13 protein-coding genes are annotated in these 14,890 nt (G+C 62.4%); 8 read left to right on the top strand and 5 right to left on the bottom strand.

Features of this window, described 5'->3' with window-relative positions; translation table 11 throughout:
- Positions 1-159 precede the first annotated feature (159 nt).
- Genes aceE through lpdA form a run of 3 tightly spaced genes read left to right on the top strand, consistent with a single transcriptional unit; the run spans position 160 to position 6,328 of the window.
- Positions 160-2,856, top strand: a complete 2,697-nt coding sequence (gene aceE / locus ASE26_RS15625; RefSeq protein ID WP_055930327.1) for a pyruvate dehydrogenase (acetyl-transferring), homodimeric type — start codon at positions 160-162, stop codon at positions 2,854-2,856.
- A 21-nt stretch (positions 2,857-2,877) separates the two neighbouring features.
- Complete coding sequence (gene aceF / locus ASE26_RS15620) at positions 2,878-4,551, top strand: dihydrolipoyllysine-residue acetyltransferase (RefSeq protein WP_057246525.1); 1,674 nt, start codon at positions 2,878-2,880, stop codon at positions 4,549-4,551.
- Between the two features lie 10 nt (positions 4,552-4,561).
- Positions 4,562-6,328: a dihydrolipoyl dehydrogenase gene (gene lpdA, locus ASE26_RS15615; RefSeq protein WP_055930331.1), complete on the top strand. Its 1,767-nt coding sequence runs from the start codon at positions 4,562-4,564 to the stop codon at positions 6,326-6,328.
- Positions 6,329-6,587: 259 nt separating this feature from the next.
- Here lpdA and ASE26_RS30650 read toward each other — a convergent pair whose 3' ends face one another.
- The 4 genes from ASE26_RS30650 to ASE26_RS15595 form a co-directional block, all read right to left on the bottom strand.
- Entirely contained in the window at positions 6,588-6,851 is a 264-nt protein-coding gene (locus ASE26_RS30650; protein WP_162246556.1) for a transposase, read from the bottom strand.
- A 122-nt stretch (positions 6,852-6,973) separates the two neighbouring features.
- Complete coding sequence (locus ASE26_RS15605; protein ID WP_055930337.1) at positions 6,974-7,288, bottom strand: DUF3144 domain-containing protein; 315 nt, start codon at positions 7,286-7,288, stop codon at positions 6,974-6,976.
- 94 nt (positions 7,289-7,382) lie between these two features.
- Positions 7,383-7,565, bottom strand: coding sequence for a hypothetical protein (locus ASE26_RS15600; protein WP_055930340.1), 183 nt, complete (start codon positions 7,563-7,565; stop codon positions 7,383-7,385).
- A gap of 108 nt (positions 7,566-7,673) precedes the next feature.
- Positions 7,674-8,318 carry a TetR/AcrR family transcriptional regulator gene (locus tag ASE26_RS15595; RefSeq protein WP_055930343.1) on the bottom strand — a complete coding sequence of 215 codons (645 nt, stop codon included), beginning with the start codon at positions 8,316-8,318 and terminating at the stop codon, positions 7,674-7,676.
- Between the two features lie 151 nt (positions 8,319-8,469).
- On the opposite strand from ASE26_RS15595, the gene ASE26_RS15590 reads away from it, so the two are divergent.
- The 3 genes from ASE26_RS15590 to ASE26_RS15580 are packed head-to-tail and all read left to right on the top strand — an operon-like array spanning position 8,470 to position 12,599.
- On the top strand, positions 8,470-9,594 hold the full coding sequence (locus tag ASE26_RS15590; protein ID WP_055930346.1) for an HlyD family secretion protein: 1,125 nt from the start codon (positions 8,470-8,472) through the stop codon (positions 9,592-9,594).
- 8 nt (positions 9,595-9,602) lie between these two features.
- Positions 9,603-11,165 (top strand): DHA2 family efflux MFS transporter permease subunit, encoded by a 1,563-nt coding sequence (locus tag ASE26_RS15585; RefSeq protein WP_229207133.1) that lies wholly within the window; start codon positions 9,603-9,605, stop codon positions 11,163-11,165.
- Between the two features lie 15 nt (positions 11,166-11,180).
- On the top strand, positions 11,181-12,599 hold the full coding sequence (locus ASE26_RS15580) for an efflux transporter outer membrane subunit (protein ID WP_055930352.1): 1,419 nt from the start codon (positions 11,181-11,183) through the stop codon (positions 12,597-12,599).
- A gap of 88 nt (positions 12,600-12,687) precedes the next feature.
- On the opposite strand, the gene ASE26_RS15575 is transcribed toward ASE26_RS15580, so the two are convergent.
- Positions 12,688-13,575: a LysR family transcriptional regulator gene (locus ASE26_RS15575; protein ID WP_055930355.1), complete on the bottom strand. Its 888-nt coding sequence runs from the start codon at positions 13,573-13,575 to the stop codon at positions 12,688-12,690.
- A gap of 101 nt (positions 13,576-13,676) precedes the next feature.
- On the opposite strand from ASE26_RS15575, the gene ASE26_RS15570 reads away from it, so the two are divergent.
- Entirely contained in the window at positions 13,677-14,279 is a 603-nt protein-coding gene (locus ASE26_RS15570) for a short chain dehydrogenase (protein WP_055930358.1), read from the top strand.
- The gene (locus tag ASE26_RS15565) at positions 14,279-14,881 is read left to right on the top strand and encodes a short chain dehydrogenase (RefSeq protein WP_055930361.1); all 603 of its coding nucleotides are present in this window, start codon (positions 14,279-14,281) and stop codon (positions 14,879-14,881) included. Before ASE26_RS15570 ends, ASE26_RS15565 begins: the two co-directional genes overlap by 1 nt.
- Positions 14,882-14,890: the final 9 nt, after the last annotated feature.

Here is a 14,890-nt window from a genome sequence, read left to right as displayed (position 1 = left end):
CAACGCATTTCGCAATATGAAATCAACTTCCGCAATTTGAAAAACAAAGGATTCGCTGATAGAATCCTTCACACTTAGCCAAAGTCTTAGTAAATAATCACCTGCACCGTCCGGAGACATAAAGGGTGGGGCGCCTTCAATCGATAGGAGACTAGTTACATGTCAGCTCAACTTGACCAGGTCACGGCACAAACGGCCAACGATCCTGATGCACAGGAAACCAAAGAATGGCTGGAGGCGTTGGAAGCCGTCCTGGAAAACGAAGGCCCTGAGCGTGCCCACTACCTGATGGAGCGACTGGTCGACCTGGCGCGCCGCCGCGGCGCCGATATCCCGTTCTCCGCCAACACCGCCTACGTCAACACCATCCCCGCCCATAAAGAAGCCCACTGCCCAGGCAACCTGGAATACGAAGAGCGCCTGCGCTCGTGGATGCGCTGGAACGCGATGGCAATGGTGGTCAAGGCCAACCGCGCCGACGGCGACCTGGGTGGCCACCTGTCCTCGTTCGCCTCGCTGGCGAACATGCTGGGCATCGGCTTTAACCACTTCTGGAAAGCCGAGAGCGAGACCCACGGCGGCGACCTGCTGTACATCCAGGGCCACTCCTCCCCAGGCGTCTACGCGCGCGCCTTCCTGGAAGGTCGCCTGAGCGAAGAACAGCTGCTGAACTTCCGCAAGGAAGTGGACGGCAAAGGCCTGTCTTCCTATCCGCACCCGAAACTGATGCCGGAATTCTGGCAGTTCCCGACCGTGTCGATGGGACTGGGCCCGCTGATGGCGATCTACCAGGCACGCTTCCTGAAGTACTTGCACGCACGCGGCATCGCCAACACCGAAGGCCGTAAAGTCTGGGCCTTCTGCGGCGACGGCGAGATGGACGAACCGGAATCGATGGGCGCGATCGGCATGGCTGCCCGCGAACAGCTGGACAACCTGAACATCGTAGTCAACTGTAACCTGCAGCGCCTGGACGGTCCGGTGCGCGGCAACGGCAAGATCATCCAGGAGCTGGAAGCGGACTTCCGCGGCGCCGGCTGGAACGTCATCAAAGTCATCTGGGGCCCGGGCTGGGACAACCTGCTGGCACAGGACAAGGACGGCATCCTGCAGAAGGTGATGATGGAAACCGTCGACGGCGAATACCAGAACTACAAGGCCAAGGACGGCGCCTACGTGCGCAAGCACTTCTTCGGCAAGCATCCGAAGCTGCTGGAAATGGTCGCCAACATGTCCGACGACGACATCTGGCGCCTGACCCGCGGCGGCCACGATCCGCACAAGATCTACGCCGCATTCAAGCAGGCCAACGAATCCGTCGGCAAGCCAACCGTGCTGCTGGTGAAGACCGTCAAGGGCTTCGGCATGGGCAAGTCCGGCGAAGCGCGCAACACCGCGCACCAGACCAAGAAGCTGGACGACGAAGCGATCCGCGAAATGCGCGACCGCTTCAACATCCCGATCCCGGACGACAAGCTGAAAGACATCCCGTTCTTCAAGCCGTCCGACGACGCGCCTGAAATGAAGTACCTGCACGAGCGCCGCAAAGCGCTGGGCGGCTACCTGCCGTCGCGCCGCACCAAGGCCGACGAGCAACTGGTAGTACCGGGCCTGGACGCCTTCAAGGCCGTGACCGACCCGACTCCGGAAGGCCGCGAGATCTCCACCACCCAGGCTTATGTGCGTATCATCACCGCACTGCTGCGCGACCAGTCCCTGGGCCAGCGTGTGGTGCCTATCCTGGTTGACGAGTCCCGTACCTTCGGTATGGAAGGCCTGTTCCGCCAGATCGGTATCTTCAACCAGCAAGGCCAGTTGTACGAGCCGGTCGACAAAGACCAGGTGATGTACTACCGCGAAGACAAGGCCGGCCAGATCCTGCAGGAAGGTATCAACGAAGCGGGCGGCATGAGCTCGTGGATCGCCGCCGCGACTTCGTACTCGACCAACAACCGCGTGATGATCCCGTTCTTCACCTACTACTCGATGTTCGGCCTGCAGCGCGTTGGCGACCTGGCATGGGCGGCAGGCGATATGCGCGCACGCGGCTTCCTGATGGCAGGTACCGCCGGCCGCACCACGCTGAACGGCGAAGGCCTGCAGCACGAAGATGGCCACAGCCACATCGTTGCCGCGACCATCCCGAACTGCGTGCCGTACGACCCTACTTTTGGCCATGAACTGGCTGTGATCATCCAGGACGGCCTGCGCCGCATGGTCGGTGAGCAGGAAGACGTGTTCTACTACATCACCATCATGAACGAGAACTATGCCCACCCAGGCTTGAAGCCAGGCCAGGAAGAGGGCATCCTGAAGGGCATGTACCTGCTGCAAGAAGGCGATAAAGCCGCCAAGCAGCGCGTGCAGCTGGTCGGCTCCGGCACCATCCTGCGCGAATCCATCTTCGCCGCGGAACTGCTGAAGAACGACTGGAACATCGCCGCCGACGTGTGGTCCGCTCCTTCGCTGACCCTGGTGGCGCGCGATGGCCAGGATTGCGACCGCTGGAACATGGTCAACCCGACCAAGGAGCAGCGCGTGCCTTACGTGACCGGCCTGCTGAAGGACAGCACCGGCCCGATCGTTGCCACCACTGACTACATGCGTGCATTTGCCGACCAGATCCGTCCATACATCCCTGCCGGCCGCACCTACAAGGTGCTGGGCACCGATGGCTTTGGCCGTTCGGACAGCCGCGCCAAGCTGCGCGAGTTCTTCGAGGTGAACCGTTACTACATCACCGTCGCTTCCCTGCGCGCCCTGGCGGACGAAGGCAAGATCGCGATGTCGGTGGTGGAAGACGCCATCAAGAAGTACGGCATCAACCCGAACAAGCCAAATCCGGTGACCCAATAAATAGAAGACGGAGCAAACACTATGAGCATGGTTGAAGTGAAAGTCCCGGATATCGGCGACTTCAAGGAAGTTGAAGTCATCGAGCTGATGGTCAAGGTGGGCGACACGATCAAGGTTGACCAGTCGCTGGTGACCGTTGAATCGGACAAGGCATCGATGCAGATCCCTTCGTCGCAGGCTGGTGTCGTCAAGGAAATCAAAGTGAAGGTGGGCGACAAGGTGGCCGAAGGCTCGCTGCTGCTGGTCGTTGAAGCTTCCGGCGCTGCCGCTGCACCTGCAGCAGCTCCCGCAGCTCCCGCAGCGGCTGCTGCGCCGGCACCGGCCCCAGCCCCAGCGCCCGCCGCAGCTGCCGCGCCAGCGCCGGCCGCTGCATCGGCCGGCCCGGTCGAGGTGAAGGTGCCGGACATCGGCGACTTCAAGGAAGTGGAAGTCATCGAAGTACTGGTCAAGGTTGGCGACACCATCGCCAAAGACCAGTCGCTGGTGACCGTCGAATCCGACAAAGCCTCGATGGAAATTCCATCGTCGCACGCCGGCGTGGTGAAAGAGATCAAGGTCAAGGTAGGCGACAAGGTCGCTGAAGGCTCGCTGGTGCTGATCGTCGATGCGGTCGGCGGCGCCCCGGCAGCCGCGCCTGCAGCCGCAGCATCCGCGCCAGCTACTGCACCGGCCGCAGCTCCTGCAGCCGCTCCAGCCGCCAGCGCCGTTGCCCCAGCGCCCGCAGCATCTTCCGCGCCGTCCGCCCCTGCGGTGAACGGCAAGCTCGCCCACGCCTCCCCATCCGTCCGCAAGTTCGCGCGCGAACTGGGCGTGGACGTGACCCGCGTTGGCGGCACCGGTCCGAAAGGCCGTGTGAGCCAGCTGGACGTGCAGAACTACGTCAAAGGCATCGTCTCCGGCGCGGTAGCATCGCCGGGCGCCGCGCCGGCCGCCGCTGGCGGTGGTGCAGGCCTGAACCTGCTGCCGTGGCCGTCGCTGGACTTCAGCAAATTCGGCGAAACCGAACTGTCCCCGCTGCCGCGCATCAAGAAGATCTCCGGCCCGAACCTGCATCGCAACTGGGTCATGATCCCGCACGTGACGCAGTTCGAAGACGCCGACATCACCGACCTGGAACAGTTCCGCGTCGACAGCAACAACGCCAATGCCAAGAACAAGGACGCCGTCAAGCTCACCATGCTGGCGTTCGTGATCAAGGCCTCCGTCTCGGCGCTGAAGAAATACCCGACCTTCAATTCCTCGCTGGACGAGAAGGGCGAGAACCTTATCCTGAAGAAGTACTACAACATCGGCTTCGCCGCCGACACGCCGCAAGGCCTGGTGGTACCGGTGGTGAAGAATGCCGACCAGAAGTCCGTGTCGCAGATCGCCAAGGAAATGGGCGAACTTTCGCTGGCAGCGCGCGAAGGCAAGCTGAAACCGACCGACATGCAGGGCGCCTGCTTCACCATCTCGTCGCTGGGCGGCATCGGCGGTACTGCCTTCACCCCGATCGTGAACGCACCGGAAGTGGCGATCCTCGGCCTGTCCAAGTCCTCCATGAAGCCAGTATGGGACGGCAAGCAATTCGTGCCGCGCCTGATGCTGCCGCTGTCGCTGTCATACGACCACCGCGTGGTCGACGGCGCGTCCGGTGCCCGCTTCGCTGCATACCTGGCCGAAGTACTGGCCGATATGCGCAAGATCCTGCTGTAAGGAGGCCGCGATGATCGAAGTTAAAGTACCGAACATCGGCGACTTCAAGGAAGTTGAAGTGATCGAACTGCTGGTCAAGGTTGGCGATACCGTCAAGGTCGACCAATCGCTGGCCACCGTGGAATCCGACAAGGCATCGATGGAGATTCCATCGACCCACGCAGGCGTGATCAAGGAGCTGAAGATCAAGGTCGGCGACAAGGTGAGCGAAGGCTCGGCGCTGATGGTGGTCGAGGAGACCTCCGGCGCAGCCGCAGCCCCGGCCGCCGCCGCCCCAGCCCCGGCACCAGCCGCCGCACCCGCACCGGCAGCTCCTGCAAGCGCGCCGCAAGCCGGCGGTTACGCCGGCCAGGTCGACGTCACCTGCGACATGATGGTCCTGGGCGGCGGCCCGGGCGGCTATTCCGCCGCCTTCCGCTCCGCAGACCTGGGCATGAACACCGTGCTGGTCGAGAAATACGCGACCCTGGGCGGCGTATGCCTGAACGTCGGCTGCATCCCATCGAAAGCCCTGCTGCACCTGGCCGCCGTGGTGGACGAAACCAGCCACATGGCCAAGAACGGCGTCACTTTCGCCAAGCCGACGATTGACATCGACCAGGTGCGCAGCTACAAGGACGGCGTCATCAAGAAGATGACCACCGGCCTGGCCGGCATGGCCAAGATGCGCAAGGTGAACGTAGTGCAGGGCGTCGGCCAGTTCCTCAGCCCGAACCATATCGAAGTCACCGCAGCAGACGGCAGCAAGAAGGTAGTCCAGTTCAAGCAAGCCATCATCGCCGCTGGTTCCAGCGTGGTGAAGCTGCCATTCGTCCCTGAAGACAAGCGCATCGTCGACAGCACCGGCGCACTCGAACTGCGCTTCATGCCGAAGAAGATGCTGGTCATCGGCGGCGGCATCATCGGCCTGGAAATGGCCACCGTCTACAGCACTTTCGGCGCGCGTATCGACGTGGTCGAAATGATGGACGGCCTGATGCAAGGCGCCGACCGCGAAGCCGTCAAGGTCTGGCAGAAGTACAACGAGAAGCGCTTCGACCGCATCATGACCAAGACCAAGACCGTCGGCGTGGAAGCGCTGCCGGAAGGTATCAAGGTCACCTTCGAAGCAGCCGAAGCCGGCGCCACCGCACCGGAACCGCAGCTGTACGACATGGTCCTGGTAGCAGTCGGCCGCAGCCCGAACGGCAAGAAGCTCGCCGCCGACAAGGCCGGCGTGGTGGTCACCGACCGCGGCTTCATCAACGTCGACAGCCAGATGCGCACCAATGTACCGCACATCTTCGCCATCGGCGACATCGTCGGCCAGCCAATGCTTGCCCACAAAGCCGTGCACGAAGCGCACGTCGCAGCAGAAGCAGCCCATGGCGAGAAAGCCTACTTCGACGCCAAGATCATTCCATCGGTAGCCTACACCGATCCGGAAGTGGCATGGGCCGGCATCACCGAAGACGAAGCGAAAGCCAAAGGCATCAAGGTTGAAAAGGGCCACTTCCCATGGGCAGCCAGCGGCCGCGCCGTGGCGAACGGCCGCGACGAAGGCTTCACCAAGCTGCTGTTCGATGCGGAGACCCACCGCATCATCGGCGGCACCATCGTCGGCACGCACGCCGGCGACATGATCGGTGAAATCGCCCTGGCGATCGAAATGGGCGCCGACGGCATCGACATCGGCAAGACGATCCACCCGCACCCGACCCTGGGCGAATCGATCGGCATGGCGGCCGAAGCCTACGAAGGCGTCTGCACCGACCTGCCGCCACCGCGCAAGCGCTAAGCTTGCTCCAGCAAAATGTCCACCTAGGGGTCAGGAACGAAAGTGGACATTTTCTCTTCTTCAACGCGCAGCTTCGGCTGCGCGCATTCTTTGTACCGTCTTCGTTGAAACTTTGAAATGCTCTGCGATTTGAGTGGGGCTGTGCTCGCCTGCACGCAAGGCTTCAGCGATGGCTTGCTGACGGTCCATTTTGTCGGTAACGATGGGCAGGGGAGGTGGTTTCAATGGGTTGTGTCCGCCAATCCCGGCGGATATGAAGTCACAATACGCCCGGATGCGTTCGGTATCGTTTGCACCGTGAGAGCGCGCTCGAATGGTCGTTATATCGCAGCAGATGGAAATGGTTCGGCATCTGGCAATACGCATGGCAGATGAATCCGAAGCGGTCGGCGGTGCGCGCGACCAGGCCATGCCAGATCAGGTAATCGCGCTCGTCAAGATAGATATTGGCCTTGCGATTGCCACGTGCGGTGACGTGGTAGAAGGCATCTGGGAGCAGGGGCGTGGTGGTCGGCTCATTCACCGACGATAGCACCGTGACAATAAAGTGAACTGATCTAGATCAGGGGAGGGCGGAGACCTGGGGAGGAACAAAAATGTCCACTTTTGTTCCTGCCGGATCGCCGGACCGCCCCAAGGTGGACATTACTTCTGGTTGCGGTATTGCTCGTAGTGCTGGCTGTAGTCGTTCCAGTTGTCGTCGAACATTTTACCGAATTGGTCCATGAAGTAAGCCTTGGCTTCTTCTTTCTTGGCGTTGTAGGTTTCCAGGTCGCCCTGGGCGCGGGCTACCAGGAAGATGTTGTAGCGGGCGGCTGCGAACAGCAGGCTGGCGCCAACCAGCTGTGGCGCGCCTTTATTGCTGTTTTCGTGGGCGTTGGCCAGTGCAATGTAGGCGTCGATGTTCTCGAAGAATTTCTGGTCGTCGTTTTGCTGCTGTTGGGTTGCTTGTTCGCTCATGATTCACTACCAATAAGTTGATACTAGGGGTGGGCATCGTGACACATGAAGCGGGTTGCTGCAATAAAAAACCGGGCTTTTGCCCGGTTTGTTGTTAGCTCGCTATGAAGCGCTCTGGGATTTCGATGCCGCCGCTATTGGCAGCTTCTGCATAGGCCTTCAGTTCATTGATCGCGGCGTCCAGGTGTTCCTTGTTGGGGTTTGCCTGGAAGCCTTTGATGCGCTCGTTAATCGTGGCGATTTTCCTGCTCCATTCGAGCCGATCGACCTTGCTCATACAACCTCCCACTTTAATTATGTTCTTGAGAAGGTCAGTATCCGGCAGCTACCCGAAGGGCCACCGTGCGCTAGCGCACATACGCTGCCGCGCACGCTTAAAGGGCACTTATCGCTTGACGACTCCGCGCAGGAACAGCTCGATACCCTGCTCGATTTCTTCCGGCGTCGTCGCTACGCCGCAGCGCGATTCGAACAGGAAGCGGCGCAACTGGTCGCCCATCAGGCAGTTCATCAGGTGGATCGCCAGCCGCTCCGGCGACGAGTTCGTGTCAAGTTGGGCTGCGATATCCGGACGGGCGAAATAGCGCGCCAGCAGTTCGCGCGTCTGGCGCGGGCCGGCATCCCAGAAGGCTTCCGCCAGGTCGGGGTTGGCGTGGGCTTCCGCCACCACGATCTGGTACAGCGAGGTGGCTTCGGGCGTGCTGACCAGGCGATGGAAACGCAGGCCAAATTCCAGCAGGGTGTCGCGGATAGGGCGGTGCAGGGTTTCCATGCCGGCAGGGTCGAAGGCGCCGGCGCGGTAGCGCAGCAGGATGGCCTTCAGCAGGCCGGCCTTGCCGCCGAATTTCACGTAAATCGTGCGCACGGCAACCCTTGCCTCCTTGGCAATGGCTTCCAGGCTGACCTTGCCGTATCCCTTTTCCAGGATCAGGTGGGCAGCCGTATCCAGCAGGTCATTCAGGCGTGATTCGGCCTCCGCTGCCTTCGGGCGGCCCGCTTTGACTGGCTCAGTAACTTGTTCAACAGACATGATGGATACCGTACGTAATGCCCGAAGGCTATCAGATAGCCCCTACTTTAAGTCAAATAAAAATGAAATGCAATCGTTTCATTTCTTGACTTTGGTCATTGATTGTCGAATAATGCACACGACTCATTTCATTTTCAGGGAGTTTCCCACCATGTCCCAGCACAACCCAGCCGAACAAAAAGTGCTCAGCGCCGTGCCAGAAGCCGCGCCTGCCGCCACCCCTCCTAACCGTCGCGTGCTCCTGGTCGCCGGCCTGATCGCCCTGGCAGCCCTGGGCGCCGGCGGCCGCATGTGGTACCGCAGCCATCACTACGTGGAAACGGAAAACGCCTATGTGGCAGGCCACGTGCATCCCGTGTCTTCGCGTATCTCCGGCGTGGTGACCAAGGTGCTGGTGGACGACAACCAGCTCGTGAAAGCCGGCGATGTGATCGCCGAACTCGATCCCTTCGACCAGCAGGTGAAGGTAGAGCAGATCCAGGCGCAGATCGCCAGCGTGCAGCAGCAAGTGCTGCAGGCCGACGCCCAGATCGCCCAGGTCAACGCGCAAGCCAGCGCCGCCGCCGCCCAAGTCGCGCAGTCGCAGGCCAACCAGCTGCGCGCCACGCAGGACGCCGAGCGCTACGGCCAGCTGTATACCAGCCAGATGAAGGCTGTCTCGAAAGCCGAACTGGATGCCGCCAATGCGGCCCGCGCCAGCGCCACTGCCGACGTGGCAGCACGCAAGGACAGCGCCGTCGCGGCGAAAGCGCAGATCGGTTCCGCGACCTCCGCGCGCGAAGTGCTGAAGGCGCAAGTGAAGGTGCTGCAAGTGCAGCTGAAAGACGCGCAGCAGCAACTGGCATACAACCGCATCGTCGCCCCGGTCGAAGGCCGCGTCGGCAAGCGCAGCCTGGAAGTGGGCCAGCGCGTGCAGCCAGGCCAGCAGCTGGTGGCGCTGGTGCAGGACAATGTCTGGATCACCGCCAACTTCAAGGAAACCCAGCTCGCCGACATGCGCGTGGGCCAGGAAGTGAGCCTGTCCATCGACGCGCTGCCTGGCAAGGAACTGGTTGGCCGCGTGGACTCGTTCTCTCCAGCCTCCGGCGCGCAATTCGCGCTGCTGCCGGCCGATAACGCCACCGGCAATTTCACCAAGATCGTACAGCGCGTGCCGGTCAAGATCACCTTCAAGCCGGAAGACCTGAAAGCCTATGAAGGCCGCCTGGTGCCGGGCATGTCGGCCATCGCTGAAGTCAGCATCAAATCGAACACTCAGGCAGCCAACGTAAAATGAGCGCCCCAATGACGGTGCCTGAAGGCCGGGTATCCGGCCGCACCTGGATCGCAGTCGCTGCAGGCATGCTGGGTGCCTTCATGGCGGTGCTGGACATCCAGATCACCAACTCCTCGCTGCGCGACATCCTCGGCGCGCTGAACGCCACGCAGGAAGAGGGCTCCTGGATCTCGACCGCCTACCTGGTGGCGGAAATCATTGTCATCCCGCTGACCGCGCTGCTGACGCGCACCTTCGGCATGCGCGGCTACATGATGGGTACCACCGCGCTGTTCCTGATGTTCTCGACCCTGTGCGGCGCGGCGTGGAACCTGCAAAGCATGATCCTGTTCCGCATGCTGCAGGGCTTTACCGGCGGCGCACTGATTCCGATGGCGATGACGCTGGTGATGGCCAAGCTGCCTCCTTCCAAGCGCGCAGTCGGCATGGCCATCTTCGGCCTGACCGCAACCCTCGCGCCTTCCATGGGCCCGACCCTGGGCGGCTACCTGAGCGAACTGTATGGCTGGCCATCGATCTTCTATATCAACTGGGCGCCCGGCATCCTGCTGATCGCCGGTGTCGCATACGGACTCGATCATGAAGAACGCAAACTGAGCGAGTTGTTCAACGCCGACTGGCTGGGCATCGCCTTCATGGCGATGGGCCTGGGCTGCCTGACCATCTTCCTGGAAGAGGGCAATAGCAAGGACTGGTTCGAATCCGGTTTCATCATCGCCTTTGCAGGCCTGGCGATCGTCGGTTTGCTCGGTTGGGTGCTGACCAGCGCGATGCGCCCGCAACCCTTCGTCAACCTGGGGCTGTTCGCGCAGCGTAACTTCCTGGTGGCGTCGGCGCTGGCAGCGGTGATGGGCATGGGCCTGTATGGCTCGTCCTTCCTGCTGCCGCTGTACCTGGGCCAGATCGCCGGTTACTCGCCGATGCAGATCGGTGAAGTCATCATGTGGGCCGGCTTGCCGCAGCTGTTCATCATGCCGTTCGCGGCCAAGCTGTCGATGAAGGTCGACAACCGCATCCTGTGCTCGATCGGCCTCGGGCTGTTCGGCGTGTCGTGCATCATGAATGCCTATATGGACGCGACCACCGGCTATGACCAGTTGCTGCTGTCGCAGGTGGTGCGCGCGCTGGGCCAACCGTTTGTCATGCTGACGCTGTCGAACTTTGCGATGAACGGCATTGCACCGAAAGACACCGCATCGGCATCGAGCCTGTTCAACATGATCCGTAACCTGGGCGGCTCGATCGGCATTGCCCTGCTGGCGACCCAGCTGACGCAGCGCGAACACTTCCACTCGGCCCGCCTGGGCGAGGCAGTGAACAGCTTCTCGGCCGCGACCCAGTTGCGCCTGGACCAGCTGACGCAGAATTTCATCGGCAAGGGCTTCGACCCGGTCACCGCATCGGACAAGGCGCTGAAGGCGGTCGACAGCATCGTGCGGCGCGAGTCCTTCGTGATGGCATACAACGACGGTTTCCTGATCGTGGGCGCGATCCTGCTGTCCTGCATCCTGATCCTGTGGCTGTCCGACAAGGTGAAGTCCCCCTCGGGTGGCGGCTCCGGCGCGCACTAAATGAGAGAAAGAACTATGAACATCAAAATGATTGCAATGGCAGTTGGCGCAGCGGCGGTATTGGCCGGCTGCGGCACCGTAGGCGGCGACTTCAAAGCGCCTGCCGGGATGAAGGAACAGGCCTTCCGCCACGCGCCGCAAGGCGCATCCGGCGAAGCCCAATTGCCGGCGCAGTGGTGGACCGTGTTCAGCGACGACACGCTGAACCGGCTTGAGCACCAGGCCCTGCGCGACAGCCCGACCGTCAAGGCGGCGGCGCAGCGCCTGTTCCAGGCCGAAGCGCAACTGGGGCTGACCAAGGCCAGCCAGCTGCCGTCCGTGACGCTCAGCACCGGCGTCTCGAATTCGCGTACCTCGGCCAATACCTCGCAAGGTATCGCGCTGGGCCACCGCTCGATCCATGGCAACAACTATTCTGTCGCCGCAGGCTTCTCGTACGAGCTGGACCTGTTCGGCCGCGTGCGCCGCGCCGTGGAATCGGCCGATGCGCAAGCGCTGGCCSCCAGCCATGACCGCGACGGCGTGCTGTTGCTGCTGTCGTCGCAGATCGCCACCTCCTACTGGCAGTTGCGCGGCCTGGATGCCGAAATGGCGATCCTGCGCGGCGCGCTGGCCACCCGCAAGGAAACCGAGGAACTGGTGAATGCCCGCTTCAATGCCGGCCTGTCGAATGAGCTGGACACCTCGCGCGCCCGCATCGAACGCGCCAACGCCGAAGCCGACCTGGAAGAAGTGCAACGCCAGCGCAACACCCTGGAGCACGCGCTGGCCGTGCTGGTAGGCGCATCGCCATCGTCGATGCAACTGGAGCCGGCAACGGCCACCGAGATGCCGGCGCCGCCGGTCATTCCAACCGGCCTGCCCGCCAACCTGCTGGCCAATCGTCCGGACCTGGCAGCCAGTGTCGCCACGCTGCGCGCCACCAACGCCAATGTGGGCGTCGCGGAAGGCGCGTTCTACCCATCGGTCAGCCTGACCGGCAACTTCGGCTATGCATCGGAAAGCCTGAGCGAGATCGCCAAAGGCGGCTCGCGCGCCTTCAGCTTCGGCCCACTGGCGCTGTCGCTGCCGATCTTCGACGGTGGCCGCAACCAGTCCAACCTGACCGTTGCCAAAGCCCGCTACGAAGAAGCGGTAGCCAACCACGAAGGCAGGCTGCTGACCGCCCTGCGTGAAGTGGAGGATGCCCTGTCCGACGTGCAGCAGCGTACGCAGCAAGGCAAGGTCCAAGCGACTTCCCGCGAAGCCGCCACCCGCGCCTACGACGTCGCCCGCGCCCGCTACGAGCGCGGCATCAGCACCTACCTCGACGTCACCGACGCCCAGCGCAGCGCACTGGCAGCGGAGCGCGCCGCGGTGCAAATCAACACGCAGCGCATGCTGGCCACCGTCAGCTTCGCCCGCGCCCTCGGCGGCGGCTGGCAAGCCCCTTAAGGGTTAGAAGTCGAAAGTCGGGGTCAGCTCCGGCAATCGGACATTTCGCTGCGCGAAATGTCCGATTGCCGGAGCTGACCCCGACTTTTTAATTGCCAGGGCCGAGGCGGGTGAGCATGAAGTCGACGAAGCTGGTCAGCTTGGGTGTGGGCTGGCGGTCGCGGGGGTAGAGCAGGTGCATGGGGCGCGGGGTGGGCAGGTAGTCGTCGAGTACGCGTACCAGTCGGCCGGCGGCGATGTCTTGCGCCAGCGCTGTTTCGGCTTGCATGATCAGGCCGAAACCCTTCAGTGCGGCTTGCTTCAGCGCGTAGCTGTTGTTGGCGCGCAGCCGGCTTAAGGCGACGTGGCGGCCGTCCTTGTCGCCTTTCAGGCGCCAGCGTGCTTGCGGCACCCAGCCGCTGAATTCCAGGCATTCGTGCTGCGCGAGGTCGGCCGGTATTTGCGGTACCCCGTTTTTTGCGAGGTAGTCGGGGGAACCGCAAATCACCACGCCGTACGGCCGCAGCGGGCGCGCTACCAGCGACGAATCTTCCAGCGTGCCGATGCGCACGGCAATGTCGAATCCTTCTTCCACCATGTCGATCATGCGGTCGTTCAGGTTCAGGTCCACGCTGACTTCGGGGTACATCGCGAGGAAGTCGGGGATCATGGGGCTGAGCCATTCCATGCCGAACGAGACTGCCGCCGTCACCTTCAGTACCCCGCGCGGCGCCACGCGCATGGTTTCGGCCAGGCTTTCGGCGGCGCCGATCTGCGCCAGGATGGCGCGGCATTGTTCAGCATACTGGCGCCCGATCTCGGTCAGCGACTGGCGCCGCGTGGTGCGCGTCAGCAGGGCGGCGCCAAGCTTTTGTTCCAGCTCGCGCACGTGCTTGCCGACCATGACGGCGGATATGCCGAATCGTTCTGCCGCCGCCGTGAAACTGCCGGTGTCGACGGCGGCGACGAATACTTCCATGCTGCGAAGTTTGTCCATTGCTAACCATGAGTTTGTAATCATCTAAATGATAGCTCATTTATTCCTGTGGTGACGGAGCGCATACTGGCTTCACTTCGAAACCCAACAGGAGATTCAACATGAAGAAGATCATCGTTATCGGCGCTTCGGGCACCATCGGCAAAGGCATTGTGGAGCAACTGGGCTTGCGCCACGAAGTGATCAGCGTTGGCCGCAGCAGCGGCCAGTACCAGGTGAAGATCGAGGAACCGGCTTCGGTGCAGGCACTGTTCGAAAAAGTCGGCAAGGTGGATGGGGTGGTGGTGGCTGCCGGCGATGTGCACTTCGGCGCGCTGCAGGAAATGACCGCGGAGCAGTTCTACACCGGCCTGAATTCCAAGTTGATGGGCCAGGTGAACGTGGCGCTGGCTGCACAGAAGTACCTGAATGACGGCGGCTCGATCACCCTGACCAGCGGCATCCTGTCCGAGCAGCCAATCCGCTACGGCGCCAATGCCAGCGCGGTCAACGCTGCGGTGGAAGGCTTCGTGCTCGGCGCTGCCATCGAGCTGCCGCGCGGCCTGCGCATCAACGTCATCAGCCCGACCCTGGTCAATGAGTCGGTGGATGCTTACGGTCCTTACTTCTACGGCATCGAAACCGTGCCGGTGAAGCGCGTGGCGCTGGCTTACAGCCGCAGCGTGGAAGGTGCGGAAAACGGCAAGACTTACCGCGTATGGTAATGCGTTCGGTCCTGGTAATTGGCGGCAGCGGCACCATCGGCAGCGCCGTGGTGCGGGAGCTGGGCAAGCGGCATCGCGTGATCACTGCTGGCCGCAGCGGCGGCGATCATCGCGTAGCGATCGAGGACATCGCTTCGGTTCGGGCCTTGTTTGCGGAAGCGGGCAGGGTGGACGATGTGGTGGTGGCGGCAGGTGCGCTCCATGTCGGTCCACTGCAGGAGATGACGCACGATCAGTTCCGCATCGGCCTCGCTTCGAAGTTGATGGGGCAGGTGAACGTGGCGCTCGTCGCGCAGCACGCGCTGAACGATGGCGGCTCGATCACCTTGACCAGCGGCGTCGATGCGCACAACCCGCTGCGCGGCTGCGCCAACACGGTCGCCGTCAACCATGGCATCGAGGGCTTTGCCCGCGGCGCGGCGATTGAGCTGCCGCGCGGGCTGCGCATCAACGTGGTCAATCCTTCGCTGCTGGAGGAGTCGGCGGAAAAATTCGAGTCGCTGTTTTATGGCTTCGAGCCGGTTCAGGCCAGTCGCGTGGCCCGTGCCTACAGCCGTTGCGTGGATGGCGCAGAATCCGGAAAAACCTACCGCGCCTGGTAGACGCAGGCA

This window comes from Duganella sp. Root198D2 (genome assembly GCF_001428585.1).
Lineage (GTDB): Bacteria > Pseudomonadota > Gammaproteobacteria > Burkholderiales > Burkholderiaceae_D > Rugamonas.
This window is presented reverse-complemented; position numbering and strand designations above follow the sequence as displayed.

Bases quoted from the DNA above. Each gene is read 5' to 3' on its own strand.
- ASE26_RS15570 (WP_055930358.1), top strand. From the start codon at position 13,677: ATGAAGAAGATCATCGTTATCGGCGCTTCGGGCACCATCGGCAAAGGC.
- ASE26_RS15575 (WP_055930355.1), bottom strand. From the start codon at position 13,575: ATGGACAAACTTCGCAGCATGGAAGTATTCGTCGCCGCCGTCGACACC.
- ASE26_RS15590 (WP_055930346.1), top strand. From the start codon at position 8,470: ATGTCCCAGCACAACCCAGCCGAACAAAAAGTGCTCAGCGCCGTGCCA.
- aceF (WP_057246525.1), top strand. From the start codon at position 2,878: ATGAGCATGGTTGAAGTGAAAGTCCCGGATATCGGCGACTTCAAGGAA.
- ASE26_RS15595 (WP_055930343.1), bottom strand. From the start codon at position 8,318: ATGTCTGTTGAACAAGTTACTGAGCCAGTCAAAGCGGGCCGCCCGAAG.
- ASE26_RS15585 (WP_229207133.1), top strand. From the start codon at position 9,603: ATGACGGTGCCTGAAGGCCGGGTATCCGGCCGCACCTGGATCGCAGTC.
- lpdA (WP_055930331.1), top strand. From the start codon at position 4,562: ATGATCGAAGTTAAAGTACCGAACATCGGCGACTTCAAGGAAGTTGAA.
- ASE26_RS15600 (WP_055930340.1), bottom strand. From the start codon at position 7,565: ATGAGCAAGGTCGATCGGCTCGAATGGAGCAGGAAAATCGCCACGATT.
- aceE (WP_055930327.1), top strand. From the start codon at position 160: ATGTCAGCTCAACTTGACCAGGTCACGGCACAAACGGCCAACGATCCT.
- ASE26_RS15565 (WP_055930361.1), top strand. From the start codon at position 14,279: ATGCGTTCGGTCCTGGTAATTGGCGGCAGCGGCACCATCGGCAGCGCC.
- ASE26_RS15605 (WP_055930337.1), bottom strand. From the start codon at position 7,288: ATGAGCGAACAAGCAACCCAACAGCAGCAAAACGACGACCAGAAATTC.